Below are 12,996 nucleotides of genomic sequence, written 5' to 3'. Positions count from 1 at the left end.
AGCATAAAATTGTTAATCTAAGTTTCTACTAATTTATAGTGTTAATTTTCACACATACTTTCTAATTTTTCACCATAATTTAATTAATAGTTGGGAAAGGATGGGATTTTATGAAAAATGAACTAAGTGTCACTTCGATAAAAAAGAAAATTGCTTTTGTAGTTGAGCATAGTTCAATCAAAGGGTATTATCCCCTTGAGCGTGCCGCTACGTTAGCAAAACTATTAAATGATGAAGAAAGCGTTTATGTATTTTTAAAACAAGATGGACATGAAGCAATTGAAATTTTTACAGATTTACAACTTTCTCCTATTTTATTCGACCATTACTCAGAATTAAAAACTCAGATTCGTAGTCTTGAACCTGATTTAATCGTTCAAGATGGCAAAGATACATTAGTTGAACAAATGGAACAGCTTAGACCTTTCTGCAAAACGATTGTTCATTTTGATGATTTTGGCGATGGTGCTGAATTAGCTGATTGCAATATTATTGCCCTTTTTGAGGAAGTAAGGGAAAATACAGCACAAAACATTTTATCGGGTAGCTTTGCTTTTGCTGTAAAAGATTCCCTTAAAGCAATTGCTAAGGAACGGGTTTCAAACGAATTATCAAATCCACCTCATATTGTCGTTGCTTATGAAGATGGTGATGAAAACAATTTAACCTATCGAACTTTACGCCATTTAACCCAGCTACAAATCCCACTAAAAATTACCGTTGCAATTGATCGAGAATATCGCCATTCTGTAGAAGATTTACAAATGATGGTGTTAAGTCGCCGTAACACGAAAATTTTTAAAGATGACCAAGCTTTAGAAAAACTCCTCCATGAAGCAGATATTGTGATTTGTAATGCGAATTATACTCCTTATAAAGTAGCAACAGTAGGTATTCCTTGCATTACAGCTGCTCAAAATGAACGGGAATTAAACAATGCCTTTCCAAGGGAACATAACGGATTTATTCATCTCGGTTTAGGACGTAAGATGAAACAATCTAACATCCAAAATGCCGTTATGGAATTATTATTGCATGAAGCACGACGAGAACGGGCAGTAAGAAAACAATTTGAATTGGAAATTTCGGATAACAATGAAGTCATTAAGTCCTTATTATTAGATTTTGCTTATGAACGTCATAATATGGTTTCTTTATAGACTAGCCATGACGTGATGGAATCTGCCGAATATTACGAGATACCCCTTCTTCGAATATTAATGAAAATAGCTCCCTTCTTATGGTACAATGTTTGTACGATTATTTTGTACGAAATTATTATGAAGGAGCTACTTTCATGTTAACTAAATCAGAACTTCAACAAAAAATTGCAGAATTAAAAATGGATTATATAAATCTTCAAGGTGATATCGAAAAGCTTGAAAGTACAGGCCATGAAGAGTCTGTTCGAAAAGCAGAAGAACGCCTTTCAAACATGGAAAAACAACTAGCAGAACTGAATAAACAGCTCGCGGCGTTGTCTTAACCCGCGAGTTTTTTTATATCCTAAAAACTTATAAAACGTTGAAATATATTATCGGAGGAACAGATTATGGCAATATTAACAGTGGAAAATTTAGGACATTCCTTTGGTGATCGCACCCTATTTAAAGATGTTTCATTCCGCCTTGTCGAAGGTGATCACATCGGATTAGTCGGAGCGAATGGTGTTGGAAAATCTACATTAATGGGGATTATTACAGGTCAAACGATTCATGACACAGGCCGCGTAGAATGGCTACCAGGTACACATTATGGCTATTTAGATCAGCATACGGTTTTAACAGCAGGCCGTACTATGCGGGATGTTTTACGAGATGCCTTCCTCCCTCTTTATAAAAAAGAAGAGGAATTAAATGAAATCGCCAATAAAATGGCAGATGCTACCCCTGAGGAATTGGAAGCATTATTAGAACAAATGGCTGAAGTACAAGATGCTCTTGATGCCGGAGATTTTTATACATTGGACATTAAAATCGAAGAAGTAGCGCGCGGTCTTGGTTTGGATGCAATTGGATTAGATCGAGACGTGGCAGCCCTTTCCGGTGGTCAACGTACGAAAGTATTACTTGCTAAACTATTACTTGAAAAACCGAAAGTATTGTTGCTAGATGAGCCGACGAACTATTTGGATGAAGAACATATTACATGGCTTTCAAATTATTTGAAAGAATATCCCCATGCGTTCCTATTAATCTCCCATGATACGGAGTTTATGAACGGTGTGGTAGACGTTATTTTCCATTTGGAATTTTCAAAGCTTACTCGTTATACAGCAACTTACGAGAAATTTTTAGAGTTAGCCGAAATCAATAAACGCCAACATATCGATGCCTACGAGAAACAGCAGGAATTTATTAAAAAACAAGAAGAGTTTATTGCGAAAAACAAGGCACGATACTCTACAACTGGCCGTGCTAAATCACGTGCTAAACAACTTGATCGGTTAGAACGAATTGATCGCCCGGAAACGGCTGTTAAACCTGAGTTTAGTTTTAAGGAATCACGGGCTTCTAGCCGGTTCATAGTAGAAGCAGAAGATTTATTAATCGGTTACGATAAACCGTTACTTCCTCCCCTTACGTTTACAATTGAAAGGGGCGAAAAGATTGCTTTAATCGGGATGAATGGTGTCGGGAAATCCACATTATTAAAAACAATGCTTGGTAAAATAAATGCTCTAGGTGGAAAAGTTACAAGGGGAGATTTCCTCTTCCCTTCTTATTTTGAACAAGAAGTAAAGCCAGATAAAATAACACCTATTGATGATGTATGGAATGCCTTCCCAAGTATGGATCAACACCAAATCCGTGCTGCCTTAGCTCGGGCCGGGTTGAAAAACGAACATATCTCCCGCCCATTAAATTCCTTATCAGGGGGCGAGCAAGCAAAGGTTCGTTTATGTAAACTAATGATGGAAGAATCGAACTGGTTAATTTTTGACGAACCGACAAACCACTTAGATGTAGATGCTAAAAATGAATTAAAACGTGCTATGAAGGAATATAAAGGAACAATCGTCTTAGTATCCCATGAACCTGAGTTTTATGAAGGGCTAGCAACAAAAGTTTGGAATGTCCAAGATTGGTTCACAACAGGTAAAACAAATTTATAAATGTCAAAAACGGTTTGGATTCCTTAGGAGTTCAAACCGTTTTTTCATAATCTACTATTAAACATTATTAAATTTCTCCCCCTCTCTATTATTCTTATCAGCATAGTTTTAAACATATTTTTTGATTATTTATCAAATCAACTTGTAAAAAATTGAAACTTTTCTTTTCCTAAGACGTATATATTTATAGGAAAACGGTTATATATTTATATGTAAGATGCCCACTTATAAAATATGGAAAAGCTATTGACTTATAATTATCTTACTGATAAGATATAAATATATTTAAAAATATCTTATTTGTAAGCTATTACAAACAAAAGAAGGCGAGGAGATTTTATGGCAGTTACAATTTACACACAATCTAGCTGTTCCTCTTCACGAAAAGCCATTAAATGGTTAAAAGAAAATAATATTTCTTATAATGAAAAACGTATTACTTCACAACCTTTAACATTAGCAGAATTTAAAAATATTTTAAGAATGACTGAAGACGGTACAGATGAAATTATTGCTACAAACTCCAATGATTTCAAAAATTTAAATATTGATATCGACCAATTATCAATTCAAGACCTATATAACTTAATTCAACAACACCCACGTATGTTACGTAGCCCGATCTTACTTGATGAAAAACGCATTCAAGTTGGCTATAATGAAATGGACATTCGTCGTTTCATCCCACGTAAAGTACGTGCTTATGAGTTAAGTGCCATGCAAAGATTGGCAACACAAGGTTAGTCAATAGTCTAGCGATATACATTTCGTATTGAATTAGTTTTGAAACATGCGAAACAAGACTTAAGTGGAGCTGAACATAATGGATAACCAGAGATATGAATCACTTTCCTCTCTTTTTGAAGTAGTGTCTTCATTGGAGCGAAAATGGGCAAATGAATGGAACCATCAAAATATATTAGGATTTTCAAAATCTCATATTTTACTGTTAGATTTATTAGCTAAAGAGGGACCCAAACGCCCCTCTGCTATTGCTGAGCGCTTAAAAGTGACAACTGGTGGCGTAACCGTTTTAACAACAAAGTTGATTAAAGCGGGACTTATTGAAAAGACCCAAAGTAGTGCAGATCGTCGCGCTTCTCAAATCGTCATTACACCAGAAGGTAAAAAAATATTAGAAGAGTCACAGGCTCAGGTGACAGCAATGGTGAATTCAATGTTCGGCATGCTTACAAATGACGAAATTCAAACGCTACATAACATCTTCGAAAAGTGTCTTGTAAATAGCAATGGGCTTAATAAATTAAAAGATGAAGAATAATTTAAAGTTACTTATAAAAAAACGCAAGGTGCATTCATTAATGTACCTTGCGTTTTATATTATTTCAAAATAAAAGAGACTCCCCCTTCTTAATTGTGAGAGAGTCTTTTTCAAATTACTATTAAGCCATAACCACATCTTGTAAAGATGCATCTGCTAGTAAAATTTCCTTTAATCTAGCCTTTGCTCGGAATAAACGTGATTTTACTGTACCGATGGATACTTTCATTAATGTTGAAATTTCAGCCAATGAATATTGATCAACATAGAAATACCATAAAGTTCTTTGATAAATTCCGTCCAATTGTTGCATTTTTTCTTGTACAATTTTTGTTACGACTTCTTTTTCCACTTGATCTTCCGTAGAAATTTCATTATTGGGAACCAAATCTAAAATCGGAACGTCTAATGTTTCAGGTTGACTCATCATATATTTACTTCTTCTTACATTTTTACGATAGCGGTCGCGAAATGTATTCATAGTAATAGTAGTAAGCCAAGCTTTTACGTGGTCAACCTTCTCTACTTGTTCTTCATTACGAACAACTTTGACCCAAACTTCTTGCATTAAATCTTCGGCTTCAGCTATATTGCGTGTTAATTTTAAACATAAATGATATATGTAACGATTATATTCTTCATAAATTCCTGTTAAACAGTTATTCATTTTTTCTTCCTCCAATTTCTAACTACCTTCTATATACATTTTCCCAAAAAATTGTATTACACTCTATCGGATTTGCTTTCAATTACATTACATTCGTGTAAGATTAAAAGTCTTTCCTTGTAACTTTCGTAAATTCAGTTTCTCTCATATGTACTAGAAAAAGTATTAGAACTCCAAGAAATTTTCCCCTTTTTCCAAAGCCAACCAACAATACCTTCCCCTTCTATGTGGTATACTAATTCTACTATCCGAAAAATTTGAAATGAGGGATTAATAATGAATCATTTGCAAACTTTAGATGCTTATTTCTCTAAAAACCGTGAAAAACATTTAGAAGAACTATTTGAATTTCTTCGTATTCCAAGTATCAGTTCTCTATCAGAACATAAACAAGACATGCAAACTGCTGCCCAATGGTTAGCTGACAAACTTCAACAACTAAACATCGAAAATGTATCCATTGATCAAACAGCGGGACATCCAGTTGTATACGGAGAATGGCTTCATGCAGAAGGAAAACCAACGATTTTATTCTACGGTCATTACGATGTACAACCTGTCGATCCTCTTCATCTTTGGGAATCAGAACCTTTCAATCCAGTAATCCGTGATAATAAATTATTTGCTCGTGGTGCATCAGATGATAAGGGCCAAGTATTTATGCACTTAAAAATGATTGAAGCGTTATTTGCAACAGAAGGAACCCTCCCTGTAAACGTGAAATTCATCTATGAAGGGGAAGAAGAAATCGGTAGCCCTAATCTACCAGCTTATGTAGAAGCGAATAAAGAGAAGCTTTCCTCAGACTTAATTTTAATTTCTGATACTGGGCTGTACGCTCCTGGGAAACCTGCCGTTTGCTATGGTTTACGCGGACTGACTGGAGTTCAAATCGATGTACGTGGAGCTAAAGGCGACTTACATTCTGGCCTTTATGGTGGTGGCGTGCAAAATGCTATTCATGCATTGGCTGAAATTTTAGCTTCCTTCCGTGATGAACATGGTACAATCCAAGTGGAAGGTTTCTATGATAAAGTACTTCCTTTAACTGAAGAAGAACGTCAAGCATATCGAGAGCTAAACTTCGATGAAGAGGCGTTAAAAGAGGAAATCGGTGTAAAAGAATTATTCGGTGAAGAAGGTTTCTCATATTTAGAGCAAACTTGGGCTCGACCAACTTTAGAAATTAACGGAGTATTTGGTGGCTTCTCTGGTGAAGGAATTAAAACGGTTCTTCCTGCAGAAGCTGGTGCGAAAATTACTTGTCGTTTAGTTCCGGACCAAGATCCAAATGAAATTGTTGCTCTTTTAAAAGCACATATTGAAAAACATAAGCCAAAAGGTGTGGAAGTAACAGTTTCTGAATTCGATAAAGGAGCTCCTTATTTAACACCGTTTGATCACCCATTAATTCAAGCAGCAGGTCGTTCTTATGAGCGAGTTTATAACGTCCCAACTGCCTTTACTCGTGGTGGTGGCTCGATTCCAATCGTTGCTGCCTTTGATGAAATCCTTGCATTACCAGTTGTATTAATGGGATTCGGTTTAAATAGTGAAAACTTCCATGCACCAAACGAACATTTCCATTTAGAAAACTTCGATAAAGGGCTTCGTGTATTAGGCGACTATTTATATGAAGTATCTAACTTACAATCCTAGTAAAAGAAAATTTCCTATATTGACCTAAAGGTTCTTTATGAACTTTTAGGTCTTTTTTATTCCTTACAAATCAACATTTCATATTAAAGTATCTAAATAAATATTTCTTTTATGTAACAAAAAGGAATTTTCTAAATATTTGTAGAAATGAATTTATATGATATATAAACTAAAAACTTTCCAACTGGTAACTTTTAAAATAGGAGTGATTTAAATGGAAAATAAATGGAGTTTTGTTTTATTAATGCAACCTGTTGCAGGACTACTTCTCATTTTGATTGCCATTTATACCTTTACGGTAGGAAGTCCTCACCTACTTCCATGGGCATTCGTGTTAATGGGTCCACTATTTTTAGCAATGGGTATATATGAAATGAAAAGACAAAGTAAAAATCCGAGTATTTTCTATTTCTGCTTAGCAGCTCTATCATTACTATTTGCATTATTTTCATTTACCGCATTTTAATAAACAATCGATAACGGCCGATGAAGAGATTTCATCGGTTTTTTTAACGTCCTAATGAAAGGGCTCCGCCTATTTGTCTTTTTTTCATTTAAAAAGAAAAAAAGCATCGCGCTACTGGAAGCGCGATGCTTTTGGCTGACCTTTTAAAAAGCGTTATATATATAAACATAGGGGAGGTTATATATCTTGTCGAACAAGCTTTTACAAGGTTCAAATGAGCTTAACTTACCACTTTTACTAAAGAGCGATTTTTCATAAGAAGCAATTTACGTTTCTCTTCTTATGATGTTTTTATCATATCATCTATCAACTATGTGGTGGTATACCTCTTATCCACATGTCACATTTTTATCACAAACTTGTTCACAATTCCGAAATATTTTGTTATATAACAAATTTATTTTTAATGTCTTTCTGTTGAAATTATACTCAAAATTAAAATTTAAACCTTTATATAAAGCGCTTTCATAAAATTTAGTCTGTTTTTTATTATACAAGCTTGATATGTAACAGATTCTAATTTTGTAGTTTTAATGCTATTTTTATTAGCTTTACCCCTACAGCAAGCTTCAACTTAATTACTTTCCCTCTCTTTTCACTATCCACATATCCACGATTAGATAACAAAAAAAGGCGCCCCACTCTGGGACACCTTTAAGTCGTTATTGAAAAATCATGCCTACACTAGAATAAATAATGACCGTTAAAAATAGTAACATCATATAAATTAATGAGTAAGCGAACATTTTATTTGCCCACTTTTTCTCATCCATTTGACGATAGCCAACGATACTTATCCACAGCCATATTCCCCCTAAAATAAGAGAACATAATGTTAAGCCCCAACTTAGTGGAACAAATAAAAAACTCGTAAACATTAAAATGACTAAATAAATATTTGTTTGAAGATAAGTTCTTCTCATACTTGTCTTCACTGGTAACATCGGAATATTGGCAGCCGCATAATCATCCTTTTTTCGAATCGCAATGGCGTAAAAGTGTGGCATTTGCCAAATGACCATAATAATGAATAAAGCCCAAGCTGCCGGATACCAAATATCAGGTGCAACCGCTGCCCAACCGATTAACGGCGGCATCGCTCCTGAAATACTCCCAACTTCTGTATTCCAGATCGTTTTTCTTTTTGTCCACATCGTATACGGAACAACATAGAAAAACACACCTAGGAAGCCAAGAAATGCTGCTAGTGGTGTTGTTAAAGAAAGTATTGCTAATCCTACGATAAGTAAAACGATGCCAACGATTAATACTGTACGAGCACTTAGTTCACCTGTTACTGTAGGTCTTGACTTTGTTCTTTGCATTTTCGCATCAATATCGCGATCGTACAAATTATTAAATATACCTGATGCTCCGATTATGAAAGCAGAACCTACAAAGGCAAATAGTATATGTGGAATATGTTCAATAAAACTTAATTCGTACGTATATAAAGCGAGCATAAGGGCAGCAATCATGGGAATTAAATTTGATTTAATAATCCCTGTCTTGACTGTCTTAGCCCAGAGATCAATAGTATTTTTCATAGTCTTTCTTTCCCCTCATTGTTCGGCAACCTTCCGGAAGCACTATATACTATCATACCACTAATAATCTTCTTCCAACAATGAGCTTAGCTCTTTTTTATGAAAATTCATTGACGATTATTTTAAACTAGTAACTTCTTTCTGTATATTATTGTTCTTCATAGACTAAGGGAAACCCATTGGGAATAGTATGAAACGGGAGGTGAAATGGAATGAAACATTACACAATGCATACGTTTCGAATTTTACTTGGTGTGATTTTCTTAAGCGCTGGTGTGAATGGGTTTATTGTGTTTTTAGGATTTGAATCCCTTTTTCCAACGAGCAAAGAAGCAATGATTCTCTTTCAATTTGATTATTTATTAATTGGGGAAAAAGCGCTAGAAATCCTTTGTGGCACCCTTTTATTACTAAATCGATTTGTGCCATTAGCGGTCGCTGCTTTATTACCAATTATCGTGAATATCTTTTTATTACACGTTTTTGTTGAACCTTCGTTGCTTATTTTGGCTATTATTCTTATTATTTTTGAGCTTTATTTATTAATTTACTATAAAGGAAATTTCATTCTATTATTTGAGAAAAAACCTTCATCATAAACAAAGGTGTTCCAAATTATTTTGGAACACCTTTCTCATTGAGCTTCAATTTCATCCCATCATTTAATTGCCTTTTATCAATCATGGAACATGCTATTTTCAATAAAGGTAAAACTAATAAAAAGACAAATAACAAACGGAACATTTGGAACACCGTTACAGTTATAACATCCGCCCCAATTGCTGTCGCAAGAAGACTCATTTGATCCAGCCCCCCTGCTGCTGTACTGAGGAAGCTAGTCGGTAACGAATAATCAAGGAAATAAATTAATAAAAGTCCTTGTGCGAAAGTGGCTACCATTAATAATATGGCACTCCCCACCCCTAATAAGAGAACTTTTTTTCCTAGTTTAATCATATTAGGTTTTAGAAGTAATCCGATATATGCTCCCATTAACAGTTGGGCAATATGTAATAAGTATCCTGGTAACTCTGGGGTTTCCACGGAAAAAAATGATAAAACAATAATAAATAGAATCGGTGTTAAAAAAAACGGCACTGGAATTTTTAGTTTTTTGCCAAACCAAACGGTAGCTCCTGAAGCTAATAATAATAACAGAATAGGGATAATTTCATTAACGGAAAAACCCGCTCCCCCTTCTGCTTGGACAACATGACCAGAAAGAACGAAAGGAATCAACATGACAATACTAATAACACGAACAACATGAAAGTAAGTAACAACAGCTAAATCGATATCCTTTTCCTCTTCTGCAAACAAAACAATTTGTCCTAATCCACCAGGAACCGTACATGTTAAAGCGGTTTTTAACGGTACATTTCCTATTTTCTGTACACCAAAGGCCATCAAAACACTAATAATGACTAACACCACATTGAGAATCAACATAAAAAAAATTAACCATCCCATGCCAGCAAATACAGAAAACTGAAAGGTTTGACCGATAGAGACACCTACTATAATTAACCCAACATTCCTTAATTGAACTGGCCAATAAAGTTCATATTTAATAAAAAATTGACTAATTAGTACTGCAAATAAAGGACCAAGCATCCAAGGGACAGGGAAGTTTAGAAAATCAAATACAAATGCCCCTATAAGGCTTATGATTGTAACTAAACCAATGGATTTTAAATGCAAAGGGAAACCTTCTTTCAAAAGAATAGTAATATATGTATTAGAGTACCATAAATTAAAAGATGTGAAAGTCACTTTTCAAGATAACCGATATCGAGATTAAAGAAAAAAGCCGCATTCCAATCATTGCGGCTAGATTTTATACAATATTATTTTTTCTCCATAACAGCAAAATAATTATCCTCATGATCAGCAAAATTAAATACTTTCCCGGAAGGTAAATTGACCATTTCCCCTAAAGTCACTTCTTTATTTGCTAATTCACCATATAATTGCTCTACATCATTGGAATAAAACATTAGCGAAGGTGTTCCGAGATTTAATTCTGGCTCCATGTTCGCGATGAATTGTTTATCATGTAAAACGATACTCGTTTGAGCATCACTTTTTGGAGCTACCTCTATCCATCTCATTTCTTGTTCACTATCTTCTTCTACTATTACTGTAAACCCTAACTTCTCCGTCCAAAATTTCACCGCTTCATCTTGATTATTCACATATAGCATGACTTGACCTAATACATTAATCAAATGTTCCACCCACTTTTCTAAAATTTATAAACCCCTACCCCATATTAAAACCACTCAAAGAATGTAGATTAAAATTCTTTAGTATTACTTTCTAAATACAGATGAAAAACTCCTTCATCCAAAGGTAATTGTCTGAACATGTTTTAAATAGGCCTGGACCTTTTTGACTTCAGTAAACGAATAATTAAATTGAAGCTGATTTGCTACTTCCAATGTTAGCTCTTCAAACAAATTCGTCATCGTCAATAATGCATCCCAAATGTTATCGATATTTCCTTTCGGATACGTGTTAAGGAGTGTATTCCAAATATCTTTTTCCAAATACCTCTCCAAGTACTTACCGTTTTTGCCGATACTTACAGTAAAGTTCGTTTCAATTCCTACTTTCCATTCAAGCATTTTCAATAACATACTTCTTATAATTTGTAGATGATCCATTGCATAAAGAATTTCATTTCGCCATAACCCTTTTGCAACATATGTAGAAACCCACCAAAACTCATTCGTACAATCATTAAATACCTGTTGGGAAGGTTTCTTTACCCAATAGTCTTCATCAGTTGGTGAAGGTAACTTCGGAAAAATGTGATCTTTATCTAACAACACTTTGGCTAATTTGTCGTCTTGTATCCATTCGTTACTTTTTTCAACTGGCCAAAGGGTCAAGTCAATGCGGTTTCCGTCTGTAAAAAGCATTAAATAAGCATATTGATCGCGATTAGATGGATACAAAACAGAATGATCTGGCCTTTGCATAATAATAAGTTCACCGAACACTTTTATCCAATCTACACGATTTATAAATGAATCCATATCCGTGACAAAATAAACAATGTCATAATCTTGAAAGGGATCTTTAGGTACCTTTAAGTTTGTTCTAGACCCATTCATACCAACTGCCCTAATCCGCTCATCCTGCTCAGCAAACTTTTTTATTAAATCGATCATTACCTTTTCCGAGCGCATTTTTGTCCCCCTATCAAGTCCTAACCATCGTCGTAAACTGTGCTTTATCTGAACAAAACTCAGCTTTTTTCTTAAAACCCAACTTTTCGTATAAATGTACTGCTCTTTTATTAAAAGTAGCGACGGTTAAACGGATTGGAACCCCTTTATATTTCCTTTCAATCGATTGGAGAATAAAAGAACAAAAGAAAAATCCATTCCCTTGTCCTACAAATTTCGGATTCATTCCTAGTCCCATATCAATAAAATTCTCACGATAAGCATTTACTTGATGACCAATAGGAACTTGTGCCGATTCTCCAATACAAAAATAACCAAATAACTCCCCGTTTTCTTTTACAACGGCATAATAAAATCCATCCAAAAGTTCTTTCCTGCTATCTTCTGTATCGATACTATTGTAAAAATCATAAGGTTTGTCATATTTCCAACTTAATATTTCTTTCGTATAGGGTTCATTCATCGTATTTATTTGTAACTGCATGTTCAAACACCTCGAGTCTGTTGCCCAAAACAAAAACTACCCATTAAAATGAGATGAGTAGTTTCTTCTAAACTAGTTTAGAAGGTTATTTTAAGTAATGGGAATGAATTGAAAGCTAACTATCTTAATTTCTTAGTCATAAAAACACTATTTGGATCTTCGATATAGTCTCCAAAGGGCTCACAATATGTAAAACCAAAATTCGTATATAATCTTCGTGCTGGTTCAAAGGCATCCATTGAACCAGTTTCTAAGCTAAGACGTTGATACCCCCTCTTTATTGCTTCCTCCAAAATATGTTGTAGAATTTGTTTAGCTACCCCTTTTCTTAAATGGTCAGGGGAAGTTTTCATCGATTTAATCTCACCGTGGTCTTTAGAAAGCTCTTTTAAAGCCCCACATCCTAGTAATTCTTCCCCTTCCCATGCACTCCAAAAAGTAATATCCGGACTTTTTAATTGCTCCAAATTTAATGCATGAATGCTTTCCGGCGGAGATTTTTCCCCCATATTTTGAAGATGGTCACCTATTAATCGGGTAATTTTTGTTCCTGTTAAATCGTCTAATTTAATTTCCATAGAT

General features: G+C 34.6%; 15 protein-coding genes. 8 read left to right on the top strand and 7 right to left on the bottom strand.

Going from position 1 to position 12,996, the window contains the following annotated elements; genetic code table 11:
- The first annotated feature begins 110 nt into the window (after positions 1 to 110).
- From ACH0B5_RS05530 to ACH0B5_RS05510, 5 genes are all read left to right on the top strand, one after another.
- The gene (locus tag ACH0B5_RS05530; protein WP_341361744.1) at positions 111 to 1,160 is read left to right on the top strand and encodes a PseG/SpsG family protein; all 1,050 of its coding nucleotides are present in this window, start codon (positions 111 to 113) and stop codon (positions 1,158 to 1,160) included.
- An 80-nt stretch (positions 1,161 to 1,240) separates the two neighbouring features.
- Positions 1,241 to 1,486 (top strand): SE1832 family protein, encoded by a 246-nt coding sequence (locus ACH0B5_RS05525; RefSeq protein WP_122970676.1) that lies wholly within the window; start codon positions 1,241 to 1,243, stop codon positions 1,484 to 1,486.
- A gap of 66 nt (positions 1,487 to 1,552) precedes the next feature.
- Positions 1,553 to 3,115 (top strand): ABC-F family ATP-binding cassette domain-containing protein, encoded by a 1,563-nt coding sequence (locus ACH0B5_RS05520; protein ID WP_341361743.1) that lies wholly within the window; start codon positions 1,553 to 1,555, stop codon positions 3,113 to 3,115.
- A gap of 339 nt (positions 3,116 to 3,454) precedes the next feature.
- Positions 3,455 to 3,859 (top strand): transcriptional regulator Spx, encoded by a 405-nt coding sequence (gene spx / locus ACH0B5_RS05515; protein WP_122970678.1) that lies wholly within the window; start codon positions 3,455 to 3,457, stop codon positions 3,857 to 3,859.
- A 79-nt stretch (positions 3,860 to 3,938) separates the two neighbouring features.
- On the top strand, positions 3,939 to 4,397 hold the full coding sequence (locus ACH0B5_RS05510; RefSeq protein ID WP_122970679.1) for a MarR family winged helix-turn-helix transcriptional regulator: 459 nt from the start codon (positions 3,939 to 3,941) through the stop codon (positions 4,395 to 4,397).
- A 121-nt stretch (positions 4,398 to 4,518) separates the two neighbouring features.
- On the opposite strand, the gene ACH0B5_RS05505 is transcribed toward ACH0B5_RS05510, so the two are convergent.
- Positions 4,519 to 5,064: an RNA polymerase sigma factor gene (locus ACH0B5_RS05505; protein WP_122970680.1), complete on the bottom strand. Its 546-nt coding sequence runs from the start codon at positions 5,062 to 5,064 to the stop codon at positions 4,519 to 4,521.
- Positions 5,065 to 5,340: 276 nt separating this feature from the next.
- On the opposite strand from ACH0B5_RS05505, the gene ACH0B5_RS05500 reads away from it, so the two are divergent.
- Together ACH0B5_RS05500 and ACH0B5_RS05495 are read left to right on the top strand one after the other, a co-directional pair.
- Positions 5,341 to 6,723 (top strand): dipeptidase, encoded by a 1,383-nt coding sequence (locus tag ACH0B5_RS05500; protein ID WP_122970681.1) that lies wholly within the window; start codon positions 5,341 to 5,343, stop codon positions 6,721 to 6,723.
- A 214-nt stretch (positions 6,724 to 6,937) separates the two neighbouring features.
- Positions 6,938 to 7,189 (top strand): DUF3953 domain-containing protein, encoded by a 252-nt coding sequence (locus tag ACH0B5_RS05495; RefSeq protein WP_122970682.1) that lies wholly within the window; start codon positions 6,938 to 6,940, stop codon positions 7,187 to 7,189.
- 662 nt (positions 7,190 to 7,851) lie between these two features.
- Here ACH0B5_RS05495 and cyoE read toward each other — a convergent pair.
- Positions 7,852 to 8,736 (bottom strand): heme o synthase, encoded by an 885-nt coding sequence (gene cyoE / locus ACH0B5_RS05490; RefSeq protein ID WP_122970683.1) that lies wholly within the window; start codon positions 8,734 to 8,736, stop codon positions 7,852 to 7,854.
- Between the two features lie 212 nt (positions 8,737 to 8,948).
- Between cyoE and ACH0B5_RS05485 the strand changes: the two genes are divergently transcribed.
- Positions 8,949 to 9,335, top strand: coding sequence for a hypothetical protein (locus tag ACH0B5_RS05485; protein ID WP_122970684.1), 387 nt, complete (start codon positions 8,949 to 8,951; stop codon positions 9,333 to 9,335).
- A 16-nt stretch (positions 9,336 to 9,351) separates the two neighbouring features.
- Here the strand turns inward: ACH0B5_RS05485 and ACH0B5_RS05480 are convergent, their stop codons facing one another.
- The 5 genes from ACH0B5_RS05480 to ACH0B5_RS05460 form a co-directional block, all read right to left on the bottom strand.
- Complete coding sequence (locus tag ACH0B5_RS05480) at positions 9,352 to 10,437, bottom strand: AbrB family transcriptional regulator (RefSeq protein ID WP_241559258.1); 1,086 nt, start codon at positions 10,435 to 10,437, stop codon at positions 9,352 to 9,354.
- A 146-nt stretch (positions 10,438 to 10,583) separates the two neighbouring features.
- A complete protein-coding gene (locus ACH0B5_RS05475) occupies positions 10,584 to 10,964 on the bottom strand; it encodes a VOC family protein (RefSeq protein WP_122970685.1) in 381 nt (126 codons plus the stop codon).
- A 114-nt stretch (positions 10,965 to 11,078) separates the two neighbouring features.
- Positions 11,079 to 11,930, bottom strand: a complete 852-nt coding sequence (locus tag ACH0B5_RS05470) for an aminoglycoside 6-adenylyltransferase (protein WP_122970686.1) — start codon at positions 11,928 to 11,930, stop codon at positions 11,079 to 11,081.
- A 13-nt stretch (positions 11,931 to 11,943) separates the two neighbouring features.
- Positions 11,944 to 12,414: a GNAT family N-acetyltransferase gene (locus ACH0B5_RS05465; protein WP_406927517.1), complete on the bottom strand. Its 471-nt coding sequence runs from the start codon at positions 12,412 to 12,414 to the stop codon at positions 11,944 to 11,946.
- Between the two features lie 119 nt (positions 12,415 to 12,533).
- Positions 12,534 to 12,992: a GNAT family N-acetyltransferase gene (locus ACH0B5_RS05460; RefSeq protein ID WP_406927516.1), complete on the bottom strand. Its 459-nt coding sequence runs from the start codon at positions 12,990 to 12,992 to the stop codon at positions 12,534 to 12,536.
- Positions 12,993 to 12,996: the final 4 nt, after the last annotated feature.

It is taken from the genome of Ureibacillus sp. 179-F W5.1 NHS (genome assembly GCF_045369345.1).
Classification (GTDB): domain Bacteria; phylum Bacillota; class Bacilli; order Bacillales_A; family Planococcaceae; genus Ureibacillus; species Ureibacillus halotolerans.
The sequence above is the reverse complement of the archived record's forward strand: the minus strand, read 5'-3'. Positions and strand labels throughout refer to the sequence as shown.

Bases quoted from the DNA above. Each gene is read 5' to 3' on its own strand.
- ACH0B5_RS05500 (WP_122970681.1), top strand. From the start codon at position 5,341: ATGAATCATTTGCAAACTTTAGATGCTTATTTCTCTAAAAACCGTGAA.
- ACH0B5_RS05525 (WP_122970676.1), top strand. From the start codon at position 1,241: ATGGTACAATGTTTGTACGATTATTTTGTACGAAATTATTATGAAGGA.
- ACH0B5_RS05485 (WP_122970684.1), top strand. From the start codon at position 8,949: ATGAAACATTACACAATGCATACGTTTCGAATTTTACTTGGTGTGATT.
- cyoE (WP_122970683.1), bottom strand. From the start codon at position 8,736: ATGAAAAATACTATTGATCTCTGGGCTAAGACAGTCAAGACAGGGATT.
- ACH0B5_RS05510 (WP_122970679.1), top strand. From the start codon at position 3,939: ATGGATAACCAGAGATATGAATCACTTTCCTCTCTTTTTGAAGTAGTG.
- spx (WP_122970678.1), top strand. From the start codon at position 3,455: ATGGCAGTTACAATTTACACACAATCTAGCTGTTCCTCTTCACGAAAA.
- ACH0B5_RS05520 (WP_341361743.1), top strand. From the start codon at position 1,553: ATGGCAATATTAACAGTGGAAAATTTAGGACATTCCTTTGGTGATCGC.
- ACH0B5_RS05505 (WP_122970680.1), bottom strand. From the start codon at position 5,064: ATGAATAACTGTTTAACAGGAATTTATGAAGAATATAATCGTTACATA.
- ACH0B5_RS05465 (WP_406927517.1), bottom strand. From the start codon at position 12,414: ATGCAGTTACAAATAAATACGATGAATGAACCCTATACGAAAGAAATA.
- ACH0B5_RS05530 (WP_341361744.1), top strand. From the start codon at position 111: ATGAAAAATGAACTAAGTGTCACTTCGATAAAAAAGAAAATTGCTTTT.
- ACH0B5_RS05460 (WP_406927516.1), bottom strand. From the start codon at position 12,992: ATGGAAATTAAATTAGACGATTTAACAGGAACAAAAATTACCCGATTA.
- ACH0B5_RS05470 (WP_122970686.1), bottom strand. From the start codon at position 11,930: ATGCGCTCGGAAAAGGTAATGATCGATTTAATAAAAAAGTTTGCTGAG.
- ACH0B5_RS05495 (WP_122970682.1), top strand. From the start codon at position 6,938: ATGGAAAATAAATGGAGTTTTGTTTTATTAATGCAACCTGTTGCAGGA.